The organism is Janthinobacterium sp. GW823-FHT01H08 (assembly GCF_058797855.1).
On the sequence record NZ_CM179504.1, the window covers coordinates 1,544,958 to 1,565,030 of the forward strand.

At 61.6% G+C, this 20,073-nt stretch carries 16 protein-coding genes; 12 read left to right on the top strand and 4 right to left on the bottom strand.

Going from position 1 to position 20,073, the window contains the following annotated elements; all coding sequences use genetic code 11:
• Positions 1 to 63: 63 nt before the first annotated feature.
• The 3 genes from AC3RCG_RS06830 (at position 64) to AC3RCG_RS06840 (ending at position 3,447) form a co-directional block, all read left to right on the top strand.
• Entirely contained in the window at positions 64 to 894 is an 831-nt protein-coding gene (locus AC3RCG_RS06830) for an AraC family transcriptional regulator (protein ID WP_492405281.1), read from the top strand.
• A 466-nt stretch (positions 895 to 1,360) separates the two neighbouring features.
• Positions 1,361 to 2,347, top strand: a complete 987-nt coding sequence (locus tag AC3RCG_RS06835; protein WP_070291185.1) for a hypothetical protein — start codon at positions 1,361 to 1,363, stop codon at positions 2,345 to 2,347.
• A gap of 269 nt (positions 2,348 to 2,616) precedes the next feature.
• On the top strand, positions 2,617 to 3,447 hold the full coding sequence (locus tag AC3RCG_RS06840; RefSeq protein ID WP_492405279.1) for a BPSL0067 family protein: 831 nt from the start codon (positions 2,617 to 2,619) through the stop codon (positions 3,445 to 3,447).
• 181 nt (positions 3,448 to 3,628) lie between these two features.
• Here AC3RCG_RS06840 and AC3RCG_RS06845 read toward each other — a convergent pair whose 3' ends face one another.
• A complete protein-coding gene (locus AC3RCG_RS06845) occupies positions 3,629 to 5,209 on the bottom strand; it encodes an isocitrate lyase (RefSeq protein WP_492405277.1) in 1,581 nt (526 codons plus the stop codon).
• Positions 5,210 to 5,547: 338 nt separating this feature from the next.
• Positions 5,548 to 6,852: an MFS transporter gene (locus AC3RCG_RS06850; protein WP_492405275.1), complete on the bottom strand. Its 1,305-nt coding sequence runs from the start codon at positions 6,850 to 6,852 to the stop codon at positions 5,548 to 5,550.
• A 152-nt stretch (positions 6,853 to 7,004) separates the two neighbouring features.
• Between AC3RCG_RS06850 and AC3RCG_RS06855 the strand changes: the two genes are divergently transcribed.
• Positions 7,005 to 7,721 carry an SDR family oxidoreductase gene (locus tag AC3RCG_RS06855; RefSeq protein WP_492405273.1) on the top strand — a complete coding sequence of 239 codons (717 nt, stop codon included), beginning with the start codon at positions 7,005 to 7,007 and terminating at the stop codon, positions 7,719 to 7,721.
• Between the two features lie 3 nt (positions 7,722 to 7,724).
• Here AC3RCG_RS06855 and AC3RCG_RS06860 read toward each other — a convergent pair whose 3' ends face one another.
• Together AC3RCG_RS06860 and AC3RCG_RS06865 are read right to left on the bottom strand one after the other, a co-directional pair.
• Positions 7,725 to 8,243, bottom strand: coding sequence for a hypothetical protein (locus AC3RCG_RS06860; protein WP_070291190.1), 519 nt, complete (start codon positions 8,241 to 8,243; stop codon positions 7,725 to 7,727).
• A gap of 56 nt (positions 8,244 to 8,299) precedes the next feature.
• Positions 8,300 to 9,490, bottom strand: a complete 1,191-nt coding sequence (locus AC3RCG_RS06865) for an Lcl C-terminal domain-containing protein (RefSeq protein ID WP_139143108.1) — start codon at positions 9,488 to 9,490, stop codon at positions 8,300 to 8,302.
• Positions 9,491 to 9,619: 129 nt separating this feature from the next.
• Between AC3RCG_RS06865 and AC3RCG_RS06870 the strand changes: the two genes are divergently transcribed.
• The 8 genes from AC3RCG_RS06870 (at position 9,620) to AC3RCG_RS06905 (ending at position 20,063) form a co-directional block, all read left to right on the top strand.
• Complete coding sequence (locus AC3RCG_RS06870; protein ID WP_139143109.1) at positions 9,620 to 10,054, top strand: hypothetical protein; 435 nt, start codon at positions 9,620 to 9,622, stop codon at positions 10,052 to 10,054.
• Positions 10,055 to 10,147: 93 nt separating this feature from the next.
• The gene (locus tag AC3RCG_RS06875; protein ID WP_070291192.1) at positions 10,148 to 11,104 is read left to right on the top strand and encodes a bifunctional helix-turn-helix transcriptional regulator/GNAT family N-acetyltransferase; all 957 of its coding nucleotides are present in this window, start codon (positions 10,148 to 10,150) and stop codon (positions 11,102 to 11,104) included.
• A 107-nt stretch (positions 11,105 to 11,211) separates the two neighbouring features.
• Positions 11,212 to 11,850 carry a TetR/AcrR family transcriptional regulator gene (locus AC3RCG_RS06880; protein WP_205704526.1) on the top strand — a complete coding sequence of 213 codons (639 nt, stop codon included), beginning with the start codon at positions 11,212 to 11,214 and terminating at the stop codon, positions 11,848 to 11,850.
• A 116-nt stretch (positions 11,851 to 11,966) separates the two neighbouring features.
• Positions 11,967 to 12,776, top strand: a complete 810-nt coding sequence (locus AC3RCG_RS06885; protein WP_083287264.1) for an alpha/beta fold hydrolase — start codon at positions 11,967 to 11,969, stop codon at positions 12,774 to 12,776.
• Positions 12,777 to 12,923: 147 nt separating this feature from the next.
• Positions 12,924 to 15,128: a TonB-dependent receptor gene (locus AC3RCG_RS06890; protein WP_492405269.1), complete on the top strand. Its 2,205-nt coding sequence runs from the start codon at positions 12,924 to 12,926 to the stop codon at positions 15,126 to 15,128.
• A 124-nt stretch (positions 15,129 to 15,252) separates the two neighbouring features.
• Entirely contained in the window at positions 15,253 to 16,248 is a 996-nt protein-coding gene (locus AC3RCG_RS06895) for an extracellular catalytic domain type 1 short-chain-length polyhydroxyalkanoate depolymerase (protein ID WP_409027090.1), read from the top strand.
• 74 nt (positions 16,249 to 16,322) lie between these two features.
• Positions 16,323 to 17,186, top strand: coding sequence for a hypothetical protein (locus tag AC3RCG_RS06900; RefSeq protein WP_492405266.1), 864 nt, complete (start codon positions 16,323 to 16,325; stop codon positions 17,184 to 17,186).
• 81 nt (positions 17,187 to 17,267) lie between these two features.
• Positions 17,268 to 20,063, top strand: a complete 2,796-nt coding sequence (locus AC3RCG_RS06905; RefSeq protein WP_492405264.1) for a type VI secretion system Vgr family protein — start codon at positions 17,268 to 17,270, stop codon at positions 20,061 to 20,063.
• The last annotated feature ends 10 nt before the right edge of the window (positions 20,064 to 20,073 follow it).

Here is a 20,073-nt window from a genome sequence, read left to right on the forward strand (position 1 = left end):
AGCCAAGTATGCTGAACAGCATGAAAAGTCATATAACGGTAAATGGACTTAAAATGGTGATAAATGGCCAAACTGAATCCTGAGCATGAGCAACCGGAAGACGACTTCAGCGAGTGGTCGGATGGCCCTCGTCTGATCGCCTTGTTGGGGAATGACGATCAGGCCAGCGAGTACCGCCTCGGAACACGCGAGTACGGTTTGCATCACCATCATCGAGGGCAGGTGTTCTGCGTAGAAGCCGGGCTCATCCATGTGCGGACAGCTCACGGGTCGTGGTTGCTCCCGCCGAACCGGGCCGGCTGGATGCCCCCAGGGGTACCGCATCAAGTACGTGTCAGCGGTGCTCTTGCCGGCTGGAGCGTGTTCATCACGCCGAAATCCAGTGCGTGCTTGCCGAGCCAGCCTTGCGTGATCGGCATCACCGAGGTGTTGCGCGCATTGGTGCGCCGGGCCGCCGAATGGGACCAGTCCGCTCAGCTGGCACTGGACCAAGAGCACATCGTTACCGTCATCCTTGACGAAATCCGTCGCGCGCCGCATGAGTCGCTGCACTTGCCAATGCCGACAAATGCTCGGCTGGAGCGCATCGCTCGGGCGATCCTGGACGATCCCGGTTCGATTCGAACATTGGAAGCTTGGGCAGATTGGGGCGCGATGTCGGCTCGAACGCTGCGCCGTCAGATGCAGGCTGAAACAGGCCTGAGCTTTGCCCAATGGCGCCAGCAGGCACAACTCACGCACGCCCTGGAAATGCTGGCGCGTGGAGACTCGGTCACGCATGTTGCCGACACGCTGGGCTATGCCTCACCGAGCAACTTCATCGCCATGTTTCGCCGTTCCTTCGGCGACTCCCCGGCACGATACTTTGCGGCGCGTTCTGTTGGCGGCAGTTGAAGCACTGACATCAATCGGCTGCCTCCCATCATTGAGATCGGGCAGGCACGCGCTTGGACGATGCGTACACGCTGGCAGCATCTTTAAAAATGACAGCGGGGATATTCATGCCTGTTTTCTCATGCAATATTGGTCGAACTCGGCAGCTCGGAGGAGAGGTGCTGCTCTCTGCAACATCGGTCCAGGCCGCATGAAGCATGGGTTGTTGAATTAGGTAAGTCCGTTTCTATTGACCTATCACATACCTTGCCGCGGGTGTTGAGCATACCTTTCAGTGTATGAATTGTGCTGCGCCCACGTAGCAGTACTCATTGCCATTTCCCTTATTTGCAAGAAGAATTCTATTTTAGTTATGTGGGGTAGACGTCGGTGATCTATCCCTGTTTGTGATGTGGGAGGGCCTTCTTGATGTCATCGTTGATGATGCCGAGGTTCGAACACATAACAACAAGGAACGGGTGCAGCCATGGATGTATGGAAAGCGATAACCTATGTGAGTTCGCCTCTGACGCTCGTAGCATTCCTTGCTGCCGTTGTGGCATGGGTTTATGTCACCCAGCTTAAACGTACTGAGGTACTAATCAATAGCGCCAAAGAATCTGACAGGCGCATATTGCTCGAAGGCGTGCTGGAGGTGCTTCGTGTCAATGTGGACAAATTACCTCTGGCGCGGCGATTTGAGATTGCTACACAGCTTCTGCACGGAAGGGCACTTAAACTCAAACTGGCATTTGCTGCGTTCATGGTGGTGGCGTTTGGAATGCTTGCTTTGTCAGCTTTCGCCATTTATCAATTACCAGCGGAACAATCTATCAAGGATCTGCTGGAGGGGCAGCAAAAGCTAGAGGCAGTGGCTGCACTGAAGAGACATCAGATATATCCTATTTCTGATACTGATTTGCCTCGTGCCCTGAGCGAGCTAGTAAAACTTGACAAGAATGAGTTGAAGTTGGGGATACTTGAGAGAACGCAGAAAATGCAGGAAAAAATTGACGCAGCTCCATCTGTCGCCGAACTACGGAGACGGGCGGAGCGAACGGAGGCTCCCTTTGAACGTCTGGGCCTCAAGCTATGGGCAGGCGTTCCCAAAATAGGTCCAGATCAGCCACGTCGGTTTTATGTCAATGTACCAATAGGTGCAGACTATGCATGGAAAAGGCTGAGGATTATCAATCCAGCCACAAATGAGGAAATCAGGGTGATTGCACGCCCAGTGATAGATGATCAGATTCGAGACGTTGATATTCACCTTAATTATCAACAAGCCGCACAGCTTTTTGGTACGCAGATTTCTGAAAGAAAGAAGGAATTATGGGCGCAGGTGCTGGGGCCGGGTCAGCTTTATGATCCAAGTTGTGAACCAGCTCGCAAGCCGGCGGAAAAGAGGCGGTTGGCACAATGTGATCCTGAAGAGTCACCTGACTATTTTGTTATGTTAAAGTCCCGGCCATAAGCATGTCGTGCTGAGTCTGCTCGAGCGTGACACTACAGCCATATCTTCGGGAGCAAGGTACGCGCAAATACATAATCTGTTTTGTCGACGATATGCGGCTTACCGAAGTCCTGTACAACCCATGTACTGCACAGCGACGCGGGATGCGTAATTCACGGACGCTGTCACCACTGTGATTCCCCCGCAAACCTTATCCCATCTCAAACCCCGCACAGTTTCCCGCATGTATCGTAAGCCTCTCCCCGCCCCCCCCCCCCCCGGAGAGTCCCGTGCCCTATGCCTACACCAAAGTCGACGATCTGGAAAAAACCACCATGGTTGGCAACCACCAATGCGTCGCGCTGGTCCGCCACTACGCGGGTGCGCCTGCCACATTGGCCTGGAAGCAGGGCGAGGCAGTGCTGGGAAATCGTTTGCTGCGCAAGGGCACGGCCATTGCCATATTCGTCAACGGCAAGCATGCGAATCATCAACAAGGCAATCACGCGGCCCTGTATATGGGACAGACGCTGGACGGTATCCTCGTCATGGACCAGTGGGCGGGCAAGCGCCCGGGCATCGTGACGTCGCGCACCTTGCTTGCCAAAGGCCAGTACAAGAATGGCTTGCATATCGACCCCAGCAACAATCCGATGCTTTTTTCGTCATCGAATAAGGGAGCATCGATGCAACATCGACGTTTGTTGACCGGCGCCGCCTGCTGCCTATTCCCTGTGTTCGCGCAGGCTGCGATGCCCGCCGCTCATGCCTGCCCGGACAGCGTGCCCGAGGCGTCGATCAGCCTGAACGCCGTGCCGGCCGGCTGGACGCCGTATATCGGCGGCCCCCTCTACCTGAGCGCCGCAGCGCCGATTGACGGCGTGCCGGCGCGCAGGGGGCAGCTCGTGCCCAGCGGGGAGCGCACAAAGCAAGGGAGAACGACGCTCAGCTACCGGCTGGAAGGCCCCTACCCAGACGGCAAGTGGCTGCAATGCAGCTATGGCGTGCATGGTGAAGTCACGCTGTCGCGGAGGATGGACGACAGTGTCAGCCTGTGCGAGTTCACCTACAGGAAAGGCCGCAAGGCCGGGCAGAACGAGATCGATATCGATTGCCGGTAAGTGAGTTGGTATCAGCGGTACTGCCGGGTGAATCGCAGGCCGTTGCAATCAGTGCCTGCGCCTGTGCATGTCGGCTTACGCGTTCCGCTAAGCCGACCTACGCAACTGCCGCCCGCCGGCGGGCCAGACGCAAAAAAGCCCGCCGAAGCGGGCCTTGTCACTCTACAGTCAAGCCAAAAGCTCAGAACTGGTTCATGGTGTTGTCTTTACCAGCCGCCTTGAGCGCCGCTTCGCCGCTGAAGTAATCCTTGTGATCGTCGCCGATGTCCGAGCCGGACATGTTTTGATGTTTCACGCAGGCGATGCCCTGGCGGATTTCCTTGCGCTGCACGCCGGCTACGTAGCCCAGCATGCCCTGGTCGCCGAAGTATTCCTTGGCCAGGTTGTCGGTCGACAAGGCGGCCGTGTGGTAGGTCGGCAGGGTGATCAGGTGGTGGAAGATGCCGGCTTCGCGAGCCGAGTCGGCCTGGAAGGTGCGGATCTTCTCGTCGGCCTGGACTGCCAGTTCCGTCTGGTCGTATTCCACGCTCATCAGCTGGGCACGGTCGTAGGCGGACACGTCCTTGCCTGCGGCTTTCATGCCATCGAAGATTTGCTGGCGGAAGTTCAGGGTCCAGTTGAACGACGGGCTGTTGTTGTACACCAGCTTGGCGTTCGGGATGACCTTGCGGATTTCGCTGACCATGCCGCCGATTTGTGCGATATGCGGTTTTTCCGTTTCGATCCACAGCAGGTCGGCGCCGTTTTGCAGCGAGGTGATGCAATCGAGCACGCAACGCTCTTCGCCGGAACCGGCGCGGAACTGGAACAGGTTGCTCGGCAGGCGTTTTGGACGCAGCAGCTTGCCTTCGCGCTTGATGATGACGTCGCCATTGCCCAGCGCGTCGGCCGACACTTCTTCGCAGTCGAGGAAGGAGTTGTATTGGTCGCCCAGGTCGCCTGGTTCAGTCGTCACGGCGATCTGCTTGGTCAAGCCGGCGCCCAGCGAGTCGGTGCGGGCGACGATGATGCCGTCGTCCACGCCCAGTTCCAGGAAGGCGTAGCGGATGGCGCGGATCTTGGCCAGGAAGTCTTCGTGCGGTACCGTGACTTTACCGTCCTGGTGGCCGCATTGTTTCTCGTCGGACACCTGGTTTTCGATCTGGATGCAGCAGGCGCCCGCTTCGATGAATTGTTTCGCCAGCAAATAGGTGGCTTCGGCATTGCCGAAACCGGCGTCGATGTCGGCGATGATGGGCACGACGTGGGTGACATGGCCGTCGATCTTGGCCTGGATCGCTTGCTTTTCAGCACCTTGGGCCGCATCCAGCTGGCGGAACAGGCCGCCCAGTTCGCGGGCATCGGCCTGGCGCAGGAAGGTGTAGAGTTCGCGGATCAAGCTGGTGACGGCGGTTTTTTCATGCATCGACTGGTCTGGCAGCGGGCCGAACTCGGAGCGCAGGGCGGCGACCATCCAGCCGGACAGGTAGAGGTAGCGGCGGTCGGTGCTGTTGAAGTGTTTCTTGATCGAGATCATCTTCTGTTGACCGATGAAACCGTGCCAGCAACCGAGCGACTGGGTGTACTTGGATGGGTCCGCATCGTAGGCAGCCATGTCGTTGCGCATGATCTTCGCCGTGTACTTGGCGATGTCCAGGCCGGTCTTGAACTTGTTCTGGGCGCGCATGCGGGCGGCGGACTCGGGATTGATGGCGTTCCATGCGCTGCCTTGTTGGTCTTTCAAACCAGCAACAGCTTTGATGTCGTCTTGATATTGGGACATGTGAATCTCCTAAAAAGAAAAGCTATGTTTGAGAAAATCGCCGAGTGCGCCACAACGTCTTGTCGAAGCAAACTGCATGACTAAATAGTAGGCCGATTCGCGCCGATCTTCAAGTCTTATATAAGACATATAACTTAAATTAAGTCTTTGTTTTTCAACGGCTTAATTATTATTTTTCATGATGTGAAATGAATTTTCAAAAAGTGAGAGGATTTATTGCTGAGTCTGCTGTTCGGAATTCCGCGATGTGAAACGTCTTTTCAGAATTTGGTGCAGCGCGACAAAATCTGGGCGAAAAAAAAGCCACCCGAAGGTGGCCTTGGCCGCTGGCGGTTGATTTAGCGTCCCACGGTCTGCCGCTGATCCTTGATGAACAGCGCCGTCAACATGCCGATCACGCACACGCCGATCACGTAATAGGCGGGACCCAGTACATTGTTCTTCAGCATCAGGGTCACGACCACGGGCGTCAGGCCGCCGAAAATCGCATACGACAAGTTGTAGGAAAACGACAGTCCCGAGAAGCGCACCTGGGCCGGGAACGCCTGCACCAGCACGTAGGGCACGGCGCCGACGACGCCGACGAACAGGCCCGTCATCGCGTACAGGGGCAGCAGCAGGTCGGGGCGGCTGCCGACGGTGGTGTAGAAGATATAGGTACTGATGGCCAGCAGCACGGAACCGGTGAAGATCACGCGCTTGCCGCCCAGGCGGTCGGCCAGCATGCCGGCGATGATGCAGCCGAAGGCCAGGCACAGGGTGGCCACGGTATTGGCGACCAGGGTGGTGCGCGGGGCGATGTGGTGGATCTTTTGCAGCAGGGCAGGCGTCATCAAGATGACGACGACGATGCCGGCCGACAGCATCCACGTCAGCAGCATCGACACGGCGACGGCGCCGCGGTGGCTGCGCAGCACGGATTTCAGGGGCATTTCCGTGGCCAGCGCCTTGCGCTGCTGCATTTCCGCAAAAACAGGGGTTTCATGCAGCCAGCGGCGCAAATACATGGCGCCGAAGCCGAAGATGCCGCCCAGCAAGAACGGATAGCGCCAGGCGCCCTCGGCGATTTCTGCCGGCGTGTAGACGGTATTCAATCCCGTCGCGACGAGCGAGCCGAGCAGGATGCCCACCGTCAGGCCGGCCGTCAGCACGCCGCAGGCAAAGCCCGTGTAGCGGCTCGGCACGTGTTCCGAGACAAACACCCAGGCGCCCGGCACTTCGCCGCCCACGGCCGCGCCCTGGAAGATGCGCATCAGGAGCAGCAGCAGCGGCGCGGCCAGGCCGATGCTGGCGTAGGTCGGCAGCAGGCCGATCAGCAGGGTCGGCACGGCCATCATCAGGATGGACAAGGTGAACATGCGCTTGCGGCCGAGCAAGTCGCCGAAGTGGGCCATGACGATGCCGCCCAGCGGACGCACGACGTAGCCGGCGGCGAAGATGCCGAAGGTTTGCAGCAAGCGCAGCCATTCTGGCATTTCCGGCGGGAAGAACAACTGGCCGATGGCGTTGGCAAAGAAGACGAAGATGATGAAATCGTAAAATTCCAGCGCGCCGCCGAGGGCGGCCAGCGACAGGGTTTTGTAGTCTTGTTTGGTGAGGGGACGGCTTGCGGCGTGGATGGCGGCGGTGTTGGAAGTAGGCATGTGTCTCGTTCTTGTGTGTTATCGGAGATTGCCAGATCTAGCATACGCATTTCCGCCGCGTGAGTAAACGCGGGGCGTACGGGGACCAGCCTCAGCTGTGCTTAATACAACGCCGCTATCATCGGCGTTGACTTCATTGGAAAGGACACAGTATGCATATCATGATCGTGGGCGCCAGCCGGGGCCTGGGACGCGCACTGGTGGACGGTTTGCTTGCTGACGGCCACGCCGTCATTGGCGTATCGCGCCAGCAACCCGCCGACTTGCCTGCCGGCCAGGGCACGCGGCTGCAATGGATCGCGGCGGACCTGGCCGCACCCGCGGAGGCCGTCGAACGCATCGCCCGCGAAGCGCCCGCTGTGTTGGACGCGGTGATCTATAACCTGGGCGTGTGGGAAGAAAAAGCCTTCAGCGATGACTACGCTTTCCTCGGCGATGCGGACGATACTATCGTCGACATGGTCAATACCAACATCACGTCAACGATATTGCTGCTCAAGCGGCTGGTGCCGCGCTTGCTGCCCAGCAGCAAGCCGCAGCTGATCCTCACGGGATCGACGTCAGGCTTGCGCCAGAGCGGCCGCCCGGAAGTGACGTTCAGCGCCTCGAAATTCGCCCTGAACGGCATCGCCGATGCCTTGCGCGAAGGTTTCCGTGCACAGGGACTGGCCGTGACGGCGCTGCAGCTCGGCTATCTGAATACCTACGATGGCTTGTCCGTGCCGCTGGCGGACGCCGCCGCGCGGGGCGAAGGCGAGCTGATCCCCGTGCATGACGTCGTCGCCGTCGTGCGCATGCTGCTGAACCTGTCGAGTGCCTCGTTCGTGCGCGAACTGGTGCTGCCGGCGCTGCGCGACGAGCGTTTTTAGCCGCTAGGCATCGTCGCCGTAGACTTCGGACCAGCCGAGACGCTCTTCCAGCCACTCGTCCGCTTCGGACGAGTCCATGTGCAGCAGCAGGGCGCCCAGCCGCAAGTTGCCCTTGGCCAGGGCCAGCACGGCGAACACGGATTCCAGCATGACGGGGTCCAGCTGGCCCTGCAGGTCGCGCGCGGCGATGGCGGGCAACTGCGCCCAGGCCGCCTGATAGCTGGCGGCCAGCCAGTCCGGCAGCGGCGGATTGTGCTTGCGGTGGCGTTCCAGCTCGATCAGGGTGATGAGCGCATAGAAATCTTCCGCGCGGGACGGTGCGTTGCCCAGCAGGTGGACGAGCTGGGGCACGGCCGCATACGAGGCGACGCCCACGTCGCCCTGGTGGTGCAGCTCTTCCCACAGCTCATGCCAGACGTCCTCGCCTGCCTGCATGGCCTTGAGCGCCCCGGCCACGTCGTAGGGCATGCGGTAGCCGCCTTCCAGGGTGGGCCAGATGGGATCGTCGAGTGATAACAGCATGGGTTTCCTTGATGATTGGGGAACGCTCGCCTGAGCAAACGCGCACTATACAAGCACTAAGCAAGCACCCGGCGCACGCAGCGCGCGTAGCCGTCAAACGCGCGCGCGTTCTGGTAGGCGACGCCCGTGTCGAAATCCTTGCACCAGGCTTCGTCCTCGATGTCGCCAGGCTCGCTTGACCAGTGCCAGTTCGGCCGGAACACCTCTTTCAATGTCGCATACAGCAAGGTCTGCTCGCGCCGATCCGGCAGGCTGTGGCCCAGGCTGGCAGCCCAGTTGGATGCGGCTTGCCAGGAATGGTTCTCCTGCTCGTACTCGTCCGGCAGCAGCACCAGGTGGTAATCGGGCGCGCCATCCCAGCCGAGGATCAGGCCGGCATAGCGTTCGCCCGGCTGCAGGGCGATGGGCGCGTCGGCCGATGGCGCCAATGTGACCCGGCGCACGGCGCAGGCGCGGCCTGAATAAGTCTTGCGATAGTTGTACTGGGTGCCGTTGTCGAAATCGTGGCTCCACGCCATGCGGGGCAGGATGGCGTCCGCTTCCGACGACCAGTACCAGGCATCCGGGAAGGCGTGGCCCAGGTTGGCGTGCAGCAAGGCCAGTTCGCTGCGCGTCGGCAGGCAGGCGCCGCGCGCCGCGGCCCAGTCCAGCGCGGCTTGCCAGGGCAGGGCATCGGCCTCGCCGGGCAGCAGGAACAACTGGTAGCCGGCGGCACCGTCCTGGCCAGGCATCACGCCCGCGTAGTGCTCGCCTGCAGCGGCGCCCAGCACGCCCGGGCAATGCTCAAACCAGCCATCGTCTTCTTCCGTGGCAATAAATGCCGCGATCAGCGCTTGCTGCGCGGGCGGCGCGGCGGCCAGCAGGGTGTTGAAGCAGGTGATGGCCGAGGCGTTGGGCGTGCCGGCGCCGTTGGCGATACCGACGAGAAAGTCACCGGCCCAGTCGGGCAGGGTGGCGATCAGGCGCGGCAGTTCGTGCAGCAGGGCGGTGCAATACGCCGTCTCGCCGAAACGCCAGGCGGCGCGGTTGGCCGTCTGGTAGGCGCCGTAATCGTGCTCGGCCTGCACGGATTGCACAATCGCCAGCGCGTAGTGCGCGCCTTCCTTGCCCGTCAGCGCATCGAGCATGGCGCAGTAGCGCTGGAAGCGCCGCTGCGCTTCATCGGACGGTGTGGAGGTATCGTCATCCTGGATAATGTTGCCCACAATTAGTAATTCGGCTTTCCAGAGTTCAAAGGCAGTTGGCATGGCTGTGGCTGGCGAGAGTGGCGTCGGCCATGATTATGCCCCGACCATTGGTGTTTCAGCGTGCTGATTGAACATGCTACAGTCCGCCTTTGCCGCCAGCCTGGTGCGGCTTTGCCTGGATCATGATTGATGCCCACCTGGACTTCCCCGCCCCAACTCGTCGCCCTTGCCGCCTTGTATGCGCAGGCGCAGGCCCATCCTGAAACGATCAGCGACGCGGCCTTCCTCGAGGCCGTCAAGGCTGCCCACTGGCCCACCAATTGCTGGAGTTACGTGGAAGCATCGTTTGCCATCATCGCGCCAGCCTGCCTGCTGCGTCCGCATCTGAGCGCCGGGCTGATCGTATTCCCCATCGATGCCATGATCGCGGGCGGCCTGGACGATGCGGGGCAAGTCATCGCGATTGGCCGGGCCTGCGCGACGCGCGACGCGCCGTACGTGGAGGTGAGCGAGGAGGGCAAGCGCTGGCTGACGCAGGTGTGGCCGGGACTGGGGGCGGTGGTCGAGAACGTGTTCCAGTCCAGGCTGCAGGCGGCGCTGGCCGATGACGATGATGATGAATAAGCGATGAACAAGCGATCAACAAACGCCGACGCTTGACGCCGAAAGCCCGTTTACGTTAGGGTATACGTAACTACTTACCTATATTCTGCTAACATGTCCTCCAACCTGCAAACCTATGGCTCGCTGATGCTGGCCAGCCGCCTGCGCCGTCTTTCCGATCAATTGTATGCGGGCGTTGATACCAGCTATCTGGCGGCCGGCGTCGAGCTGACGTCGCGTTGTTTTCCCTTGTTATTGCTGCTGCGCGACAATGGCCCCACGGCGATCACGGCCCTGGCCGCGCAGATCGGGCAGACACATCCGGTGGTGGTGCAGCTGGGACGCAAGCTGCTCGATGCCGGCGTGGTGGCGGAGCTGCCGGATGCCAAGGACGAGCGGCGCCGCCTGCTGGCGCTGTCCGACGCGGGGCAAGCCTTGCTGCGCGACATGGCGCCCCTGTGGGACGACGTGCGCGCCGCCGTCGATACGGTATTCGAGCAAGGCACGCCGCAGCTGATGGCCAGCCTGGACCGGGCCGAAGCGTGCTTGCAGGCGCAGGGTTTCGGCGAGACGATCGCCGCGTGCCGGCGCCAGCGCGAGCGGGCGGCCGTGGAAATCATCGACTACGACGCCGATTACGCGGCCGACTTCAAGCGCCTGAATATCGCCTGGCTGGAACGCTACTTTTATGTCGAGGCGCTCGACGACAAGGTGCTGTCCGATCCGCAACGCTCGATCCTCGACGATGGCGGGCAGATTTTCCTCGCGCGTTTGGACGGCAAGATCGTCGGCACCTGCGCCCTGATCCGTGCCGGCGGAGACAGCATCGAGCTGTCGAAGATGGCCGTCACGCCCGAATGCCAGGGCCTGGGCATTGCGCGCCGGCTGATCGAACGGGCCTTCGACGCCTTCGAGGCCAGCGGCGCCAAGCTGCTGTTCCTCGAGTCGAACAGCAAGCTGGCGCCCGCCATCCGCCTGTACGAAAGCAGCGGTTTTACCCATGTGGCGCGGCCCGCCGGCGACGCGCATTACCAGCGCGCCGACGTCTACATGGAGTGGCAAGGCAGGTAGCACACGCCAGGGCGCCACGCGGCGCTCCCCATCGGCCGTCTCCCGCGTTACAATACGTGCTCCCATAACGGAACCACGGTTCCACTATCGAGAGACGCCGACGCCGCATGCCTTCCTTTCCGATGCCCTTCCCGCAGATGATCGTTCCCCCGGAGCCCACTCAGGCGCGCAGCAAGCAGGCGTTCGAGCGCCTGCTGCTGGTGGGCGAACAGTTGCTGGCGGAAAACCGTTTCGATGAAATCGGCGTGGCCGACCTGGCCCGGTTGGCGGAAACCTCGGTCGGTACCTTTTACCGTTTATTGGGCGACAAGGACACCCTGAGCCGCTTGCTGCTGCAGCGCTTTTTTTCCGACATGGTGGAAAAGGTCGAGACCCTGACGGAACTGCGCCAGTGGGAAGGGCGCAGCCTGGAAGACTTCATCCGCGCCATGGTGGCCATGTTCGTGGCCGTGAATGGCGGGCGCAGCGGCGTCTTGCGGGCCTTGATCACGCGTGCGTCGCAGGATGCGCAATTTCGCGACAGGGTGCACCAGATCAATCATCTGATCTCGCAACGCACGGTCGCCGTGCTGGCCAGCAAGTCGTCCAGCATCCGCCACCCGAACCCCACGCAGGCGATGATGGTCGTGCCGCCCGTGCTGCTGGGCATCCTGAACCAGCATACCTTGACGGGTTCGCTGTCCTTTTTGTCGGGCGCGGCACTCGAGGATGAGCTGGTGCGTGTTGCTTTAAATTACCTGACCTAAGATATTTAGCGATTTAACTTGAAATCGGAATTCGGATTCCGTATTATGTTTTCCAACAGCAGGAAAACATATTCCTGCACCTGAACACAAAGCATGTTCAACAGCAAGGAGACAGAATGCGGCGTCACACGACATCCGATGTTCCATTGCATTACCTCGACCTGGGCAGGGAGCAGGGCGATCCTGCGCAGTCAGAGCCTATTTTTCTGTTGCACGGTCTCGGTTCTTGCGCCGAAGACTGGCGTCCGCAGATCGATGCCCTCGGCAGCAGCTTTCGCCTGATCGTGCCCGACCTGCGTGGCCATGGCGCCAGTCCCGCGCCAAACGGCGACTGGCAGATCGGCGACTTCGCCAACGACCTTTTCAATTTGATGGACCAGCTCGACGTGCCGCGCGCGCACATCGTCGGCTTTTCCCTGGGCGGCATGGTGGGCCTGGAAATGGCCAACCGCGCCCCGGGCCGGGTGGCCAGCTTGTGCCTGATCAATTCTCAACCATTTCAGGGCAGCAAGCCGGCAGCGCTGCTGTTTGCCTACTGGCTGCGGCGCACGGTGATCGCCACCTTCGGCCTGAAAGCCATGGGCAAGATCATCGGCAAGAAACTGTTCCCCGAGCCGGCCCAGCAAGCGTTGGTCGAGCGCTTCGCCACGCAGATGGCGGGCATGGACAAGCGTGCCTACCTGGCCGCGCTCGATGCCATTTTCCACTGGGATATCGACATCCATTTCCAGGCCCTGGCCATGCCCGTCTTCATCATGGCGGCCGACCAGGATTACACGCCCGTCGCCAGCAAGCGGGCCTTTGCCGCACAGTTTCAGCAGTGCGAGATCGAGATCATCGCGAACTCGCGCCATGCCACGCCCCTGGACCAGGCGCAGCGTGTGAATACCTTGTTGCAGTCCTTCCTCGCCACACATTCAAAATAAACAGGCCACTCGCCGCACGGGCAGGGGCCGGGAAACAGTCATCGCAGGGCAGGTGCACGCTTCACGCGCGCGGGTACCGTGACGTCTTGCGATCCTGATATCCGGCCGTCTTCCCTGGTGGTAAGCAAGCCTGACATTGGAGACGCTATGAAACTTGCTTTGAAATTGATGCCCGCCGCCCTCGCCGTTGCCGGCGCCTTTGCCACCCAGGCCCAGGCGCAGGAGGCCACCCAGGCCACTGCCGCCAGCGCCCAGGAAGCCAGCGACGCAAAAGAACGCATGGAAACCGTGACGGTCTCTGCCCGCCGCCGCGAAGAACGGCTGCAGGACGTGCCGCTGGCCGTCACGGCGTTTTCCGCCAAGGCCCTGGAACGGGCGAATATCCAGAACCTGGCCGACTTGCAGGAGCGCGTGCCGAACCTGACCGTGTACGCTTCGCGCGGCACGAATACCACCCTGACCGCGTTTATCCGCGGCGTGGGCCAGGCCGACCCCGTCTGGGGCGTGGACCCGGGCGTGGGCATTTATTTTGACGACGTCTACATGGCCCGTCCGCAAGGCGCGCTGCTCGACGTGTTCGACGTGCAGCGCATCGAAGTGCTGCGCGGCCCGCAAGGCACCTTATACGGCAAGAACACCATCGGCGGCGCCATCAAGTACATTTCGCGCCCCCTGGCGAAGGAAAACGGTGCCTCGGCGGAAGTGGGCATCGGTAATTACAACCAGCGCAACTTCAAGGCTGCCTTCAACCTGGCCAACGAGAGCGGCACCTGGCGCGCGCGCCTGGCCGCTGCCAAGCTGGACCGCGACGGTTTCGGCCGCAACACCTTTAACGGCGAACAGGTCAGCGACCAGGACAGCACGGCCGCGCGCCTGTCCGTCGGCTACTTTCCGCAGGACATACCGCTCACCGTCGTGCTGAGCCTGGACGCCACGGACGATAAGTCCGGTGTGCGCGGCTTCCAGCGCATGGGCGTGAGCGCGTTTGACCCGCTCAAGCGTCCCGCCAGCACCAGTGCGTACGATATCCAGAGCGGCATGCCGGGCAACAACTTCACGCACAACCGGGGCGGTTCGCTGGTGGCCAACTACACCTTGTCGAACGACTGGTCCGTGAAAGTGATCGGCGCCAAGCGGCGCAGCACGTCCGAGCAAACCATCGACTTCGACGGCTTGCCGCAGCCGATTGCCGACGTGTTCGGCGATTCGCGCGACGAACAGAAAAGCCTGGAATTGCAGGCCTCGTACAGCGGCGACTACGGCGCCGGCGTGATCGGCCTGTACCGCTTCGAAGGCACGGCCGGCGGCGGCATCTACAACAACTTCCTGGGGCGCCAGTTTACGACCGCCGTCAGCACGGTGGAGACGGACAGCACGGCGCTGTACACGGACTGGACCTGGCCGTTGGGCAAGGTGTGGAGCATCAATGCGGGCTTGCGCCACACGCGCGAGGAAAAGCGCGCCATCGTGCTCAACCGCGCTTTTGCCGATGTGGGCTTCACGCGGCCCATCCAGACGGCGGCCGACTTCGACAAGTCCTTGTCCGTCAGCAATACCTCGCCGAAAATTTCCGTGCGCTATGAAGCGTCGAAGACGACGAATTTCTACAGCAACCTGTCGCGCGGCTTCAAGTCGGGCGGCTACAACGTGCGCGCCAACAACCTGGTGGTGCCCGATTCCGCGCGGCCCTACAAGGATGAAAAACTCGACGCGCTGGAGGTGGGCATGAAGTATGCGGCGCCCGACGACACCTTCGACGCCAACGTGGCCTTGTTCTACAACCGCTACAAGGATATTCAATTGTCCGTCTTCACCAGCTATGTGCAGCCGGGCGGCGTGCCGGGCTTCTATGGCGACTTCACGAATGCGGGCAAGGGCACCGTGAAAGGCGCGGAGTTCGAATTCTCGTGGCGGCCGAACCGCCAGTGGGAAGTCAACGGTTTTCTCGCCCTGCTTGATGCCAACTATGACGAGTTCATGAGCGGCGGCAAGAACATTGCGGATACGCAAAAGTTCAGCAATACGCCAGCCCGGCAAGTGGGCTTGAACGTGACGCGCACGGACCGCGACGTGTTCGGCGGTGCCTTGCGCAGCATGGTCGGCTATGGCTATCGCAGCAAGGTCTACCCGACGACGGACTTGAGCGAAACCCTGGCGCAGGGCGGCTACAGCATCTGGACGGCCGGCGTCGTGTGGGAAGCGCCAAAGAACTGGACCTTCAGCTTGCATGGCAGCAACCTGGGCAACAAGCGCTACCGCACGGATGGCTACAACATTCCCGCCGTGTTCATCCTCGACGGTTTCTATGGACCGCCGCGCCAGATCATCGCCAAGGCCGGTTACAAATTTTAGAGTTCTTCACTGCCGGGGCTGGACCCGCTGGGTCCGGCCTCGCGGGTCGGAAGTGCCGGCTTGACGGGCGTCAAGCCGGGTCGTTGTCGCTGTTTTCGTCGTGAATAATAATCAGGAGACTGGCATGGCACATCTGCATCAGCAACTGCGTCACTTGTTATCTGCACTCATCGCCGCCTGCGGCTTGCTGGCCGCGCTGCCGGCTTCCGCCGGGCAGTGGGACTTCGGCCTGTACGCGAGCCTGTGGGGCTCGCGCGAATACCAGGTCTGGCTGCCGAGCAATTACAATCCGAACACGCCGCTGCCCGTGGTGCTGATGCTGCACGGCTGCGGTTCGGAACCGAACAGCATGGCTGCCGTCAGCCGCTACAACCAGCTGGCCGACAGTGAAAACTTCATCGTCGTCTATCCGCGCCAGAACGTCACGGCCAACCCCATGCGCTGCTGGAACTTCATGTTGCCCTTGAACCAGGAGCGGGGCACGGGCGAGCCGGCCGTGCTGATGGGTATCTTGAACAAGGTCAAGAGCAAATATGCGGTGCAGGACAGCCGCGTGTACGTGACGGGCATCTCGGCCGGCGGCGCCATGGCGTCCATCATGGCCGCCTGTTATTCCGACGTGTTCGCTGCCGTGATGGTGCATTCGGGCGGCATGTACAAGGGCGCCACCGGCCTGGTCACGGCGGCTGATTCGCTGTTCAACGGCAGCTCCTTCGACCCGAAAGTGCGCGGCAAGGATGCCTGGCGCTGCTCCGGTTCGCCGCGCCGGCTGATGCCGACGATGGTGTTCCACGGCACTTCCGACATCGTCGTCAATCCCGTCAACGGCGAACAGACCATCGAGCAATTCCTGCAGACCAGCGATTACGGCGACGATGGCCTCGACAATGACAGCGTGCGCTACCGTGCCGACAGCATCGTGCGCCAGACGGTGCCGTACGGCCGCAGCTATTCCATCGACACCTACCTGCACAACGGCGCCGTCATCGCGCAAAAGTACACGATCGAGGGCATGAACCACGCGTGGAGCGGCGGTCCTCCCGGCTGGCCATTCAGCGACGAGCTGGGCCCGGACGCCACCGTGATCAGCTGGAATTTCTTCAAGAATTACCAGCGCTGATGCTGTAAGGAACTAGCAGCTTGTACAATGGGGCGCAGCAATTGCGCCCCATTTTTATGCCCGTGAAAGATCCCATGCCTGCTTGCCGCCTGCCGTCCTGTCTTGCCGTTGTATTGCTGTCCGCTTGCGCCGGCACCGGCCCGTCCGCGCCATCGGCGGCCGACCTGCAAGCGTTCGAGCGTGCCGCCCAGCAAGACAGCATGCGCAGCGAGTTCGACTGGAACGTGCGTTATGCGCCCATCGCGCCCAGGGACGCCAGCGTGGCGCAACTGCAGGCCATCGCCACGGCGCGCCTGGCGGCCCTGCAGCTGGCGCCCGCCTGGACTCTGGCCATGCCCGGCAGCGAGGCGCACGCCTTTACGGACTCGGCGCAGGACCGTGCCGGGCTGCAATTGTTGCTCAGCATCGTCTTGCCGGCCATGGAGCGCTACCCGGCCGGCGTCTTCGCGCGCACGGGCTTGCGCCACGTCGTGCTGGTGAAGGACTTGAGCGTGGACGGCCAGCGCCGCCTGGCCATGCCGGCGCCGGACATCGACAGCGTCGTCTACGCCGACAACCTGCTGGCCGCCCTGTGTCCATCCGGCATGGAGCTGCGCGTGCACCACGAGTATTACCACTTCATCGAATACCGGCTGTTCAACGATTTCTATTACCGCGACCCCGCCTGGCTGGCCCTGAACCCGCCCGGCACAGCCTATGGCCAGGGCGGCGCCACGGCCTACGGCAAGGGTTTCCAGAACCTGGGCCACCCGCAGCCCGGGCTGGTGAGCCTGTACGCCGCCTACGGCCCCGAGGAAGACAAGGCGGAGGTGTTCGGCTGGATGATGGCGCCGGCGTATGCGTTGCGGCTGGAACAGTGGACGGCGTTTGATCCCACCCTGCTGGCGAAGCGGCAAAGATTGATGGAAGTATTGGGAACCTTGGAGAATTCTTACTAAATATCAAGTATTTCCTTGCCGTCCCATGGCATTGTCGTTTCTCCAGCTTGATTAAATGCAAGTAAGAATGAGGAGAACGCCATGGACGGTGATGAGTCGATATCGGGTGGCGAACGTCCCTTGCGCCTGCGCCTGGGCGTATCCCCAAAGGTGCCCGCCGGTGCGCTGATACCGCAGCGCGTCGCCGGAAGCGAGGCCATCTGTGGCGGGATCGAATACCGTGTGCTGTGCGTCTCGACGCATGCGGATTTGCCGCTGAGCAGTTTCATCGCCTTGCCCGCCGCTATCGATATCGTCACCGACCAGGGGAAGTTGCGCAGCATCTGCGGCCTCGTCACGCAAGCGAGTGCCGGTGACAGCGATGGCGCGCTGGCCAGCTATCAGCTGGTGCTGACGGACGCCTTCGCCATCATGGAAAAGCGCAGCAATACGCGTGTTTTCCGGCGCCTGACGGATATCGAGATCATCAAGATCCTGCTCGACGAATGGATACGCAGCAATTCCGTGCTGGGGCATGCCTTCCAGTATGTGTTTGCCGATTTCTTCGAGGCACAGACGTATCCACAGCGCGAATTTGTCATGCAGCACAATGAGTCCGATGCGGCCTTCGTCCGGCGCCTGCTCAAGCGCAGCGGCGTCGCCTGGTTTTTTCGAGCGGAAGGCAATGCGGATGCGCATGCCGAGCCGGCACATACCCTGGTGCTGTTCAACCATGCCGATGGCTTGCGGAAAAACATGGCCGATACCGTGCGCTATCACGCGGACCGCGCGACGGAACAGCGCGACACCCTGACGTCGTGGAACGAAGTCCGCAAGTTGCAGGCGGGCAAGGTGACGCGCCATAGCTGGAATGAGGAACATCCACGCGCGCGGCCGTTCATGACTGCCGACGCCATGGGGCAGGGCCGGCAAGGCATGCATGGCAATGCCGTTGCCGCCAGCCTCGATGATTACCGCGTGCTGCCGCCACGTGCGGGGAGCGATCATGATGCCTTGTGCCAGTTGGGCATGCTAGCCATGCAGCAGCATGACTACGAAAGCCATTGTTTTCATGCCGAGGGCAGCGTGCGCGACCTGTGTCCGGGCGAATACTTTAGCCTGGCCGAACATCCCGATATCGACGCACTTCCGCCGGCCGAGCGCGATTTTGTCGTGACGGCGCTACAGGTGGCGGCGCAGAATAATTTACCCCGGGAACTGGCCGCCAGGGTGGCGCGTTTGTTCGCGCGCAATCGCTGGCTGGCCGATGATGCATCGCTGCCGCAGCGCGAACTGGCGACGGCGGTGGACGATGGCCCCTTGCGCATGCATATCGAATTGAGCGCTGTGCGGCGCGGCGTGGCCATCGTTCCGGCCTACGACACGCGCATCGACCTGCCGCCAGTTACCATGCAAAGCGCCGTGGTGGTGGGGCCGGCGAATGAAGAGGTTCATTGCGACGCCATGGGCCGGGTCAAGGTGCGCTTTCCCGCCACGCGCAAGGTGGACCATGAGCATGCAGGCGGCACGGGCGCTTCCGACACGGATGCCGATTCGGCCTGGGTAAGAGTCGCGTCGAGCTGGGCGGGAAGCGGGCCTGGCAGCATGCAGCAGTGCGGCTATCTGGGCTTGCCCCGCGTGGGCAGCGAAGTCCTGCTGGCTTTCCTCGGCGGCGACCCGGACCGGCCCATCATCGTGGGACAGCTGTACAACCACAGTGCGTTGCCGATCGCATTGAGCAAGGCGGGCGACTTGCCCGGCAACCGTTATTTGTCCGGCATCAAGAGCCGCGAGATCAAGGGCACACGTGGCAACCAGCTGCGTTTCGATGATGTGCATGGGCAAATCAATGCCCAGCTTGCCAGCGACCATGGCTCCACCCAGCTCAACCTGGGCTGGCTGACGCAGGACCGGCGCAATGGCCAGGGAGAGGCGCGCGGCGAGGGCGCCGAGCTGCGTACCGATGAGCAACTGGCGATGCGGGCGGGCAAGGGCATGCTGATTTCGGCCTGGAAGCGCCTGAACGGCGACGGCGGGCACATGGCACGCAGCGAATATCTGGGGCTGATGGAAAATTGCCTGGAATTGTTTCGCTCGCTGGGCAGCTATGCTGCCACGCATCAGGCGCTGGAGAATACGGATGAAGCGCAGCAGGAGCTGCAGCACAGCTTGAAAAGCTGGGAAGGCGGCAGCAATACGCAGCCCCGTGCCGAGCTGGGCGGTGCGGCGGCGATTGCCGTCACGGCGCCGGCCGGCATCAGCTTTGCCAGTTCGAAGGCCATCATCAGCTATGCCGTCAGCAATATCGATACGGTGGCGCAGCAGCATCTGCAAGCGGTGGCGGGCCAGCGCTACAGTGTGAACGCAGGCAAGGGCATTTCGCTGTTTGCCCATGCGGACGGCATCCGCGCCATCGCCCACCATGGCAAGTTCCTGCTGCAAAGCCAGCATGACGACATGGACCTCAACGCGGCGAAAAATTTGAAGCTCACCGCCAGCGAGGGCAAGCTGACGGGCATGGCCGATGAAATCGTGCTGATTTCCAAGCATGGTGCTTTCATCCGCATCGCCGATGGCATCACCTTCGGCAGCAAGTCACCGCTGAACTTCAATGCGCCCAACTTCGTCTTCAATGACCCGCAAAGCATGGTAGTGCAATTACCAAGCTTTGCCGAGGGCAAGGCCGACCAGCAATTCATTTTTCAATATGAGGGCGACGACAGTCCCGCCGATGGCGTGCCGCCAGCTCCCCAGCTGGCGCCGCAAGCCCAGTTTGCCGTGAAGCTGGAAGATGGCTCGTCGGCCGATGGCCGCAGCGACGGGGACGGCAAGACGGAGGTGCTGGAGCGCGCGGCCATGCACCTGGCCGCCATCGAAGTGTTCAACAACAAGGATTGATGACGCCAGG

Bases quoted from the DNA above. Each gene is read 5' to 3' on its own strand.
- AC3RCG_RS06830 (WP_492405281.1), top strand. From the start codon at position 64: ATGGCCAAACTGAATCCTGAGCATGAGCAACCGGAAGACGACTTCAGC.
- AC3RCG_RS06855 (WP_492405273.1), top strand. From the start codon at position 7,005: ATGCATATCATGATCGTGGGCGCCAGCCGGGGCCTGGGACGCGCACTG.
- AC3RCG_RS06860 (WP_070291190.1), bottom strand. From the start codon at position 8,243: ATGCTGTTATCACTCGACGATCCCATCTGGCCCACCCTGGAAGGCGGC.
- AC3RCG_RS06865 (WP_139143108.1), bottom strand. From the start codon at position 9,490: ATGCCAACTGCCTTTGAACTCTGGAAAGCCGAATTACTAATTGTGGGC.
- AC3RCG_RS06900 (WP_492405266.1), top strand. From the start codon at position 16,323: ATGCCTGCTTGCCGCCTGCCGTCCTGTCTTGCCGTTGTATTGCTGTCC.
- AC3RCG_RS06870 (WP_139143109.1), top strand. From the start codon at position 9,620: ATGCCCACCTGGACTTCCCCGCCCCAACTCGTCGCCCTTGCCGCCTTG.
- AC3RCG_RS06905 (WP_492405264.1), top strand. From the start codon at position 17,268: ATGGACGGTGATGAGTCGATATCGGGTGGCGAACGTCCCTTGCGCCTG.
- AC3RCG_RS06850 (WP_492405275.1), bottom strand. From the start codon at position 6,852: ATGCCTACTTCCAACACCGCCGCCATCCACGCCGCAAGCCGTCCCCTC.
- AC3RCG_RS06890 (WP_492405269.1), top strand. From the start codon at position 12,924: ATGAAACTTGCTTTGAAATTGATGCCCGCCGCCCTCGCCGTTGCCGGC.
- AC3RCG_RS06845 (WP_492405277.1), bottom strand. From the start codon at position 5,209: ATGTCCCAATATCAAGACGACATCAAAGCTGTTGCTGGTTTGAAAGAC.
- AC3RCG_RS06880 (WP_205704526.1), top strand. From the start codon at position 11,212: ATGCCTTCCTTTCCGATGCCCTTCCCGCAGATGATCGTTCCCCCGGAG.
- AC3RCG_RS06885 (WP_083287264.1), top strand. From the start codon at position 11,967: ATGCGGCGTCACACGACATCCGATGTTCCATTGCATTACCTCGACCTG.
- AC3RCG_RS06895 (WP_409027090.1), top strand. From the start codon at position 15,253: ATGGCACATCTGCATCAGCAACTGCGTCACTTGTTATCTGCACTCATC.
- AC3RCG_RS06875 (WP_070291192.1), top strand. From the start codon at position 10,148: ATGTCCTCCAACCTGCAAACCTATGGCTCGCTGATGCTGGCCAGCCGC.
- AC3RCG_RS06835 (WP_070291185.1), top strand. From the start codon at position 1,361: ATGGATGTATGGAAAGCGATAACCTATGTGAGTTCGCCTCTGACGCTC.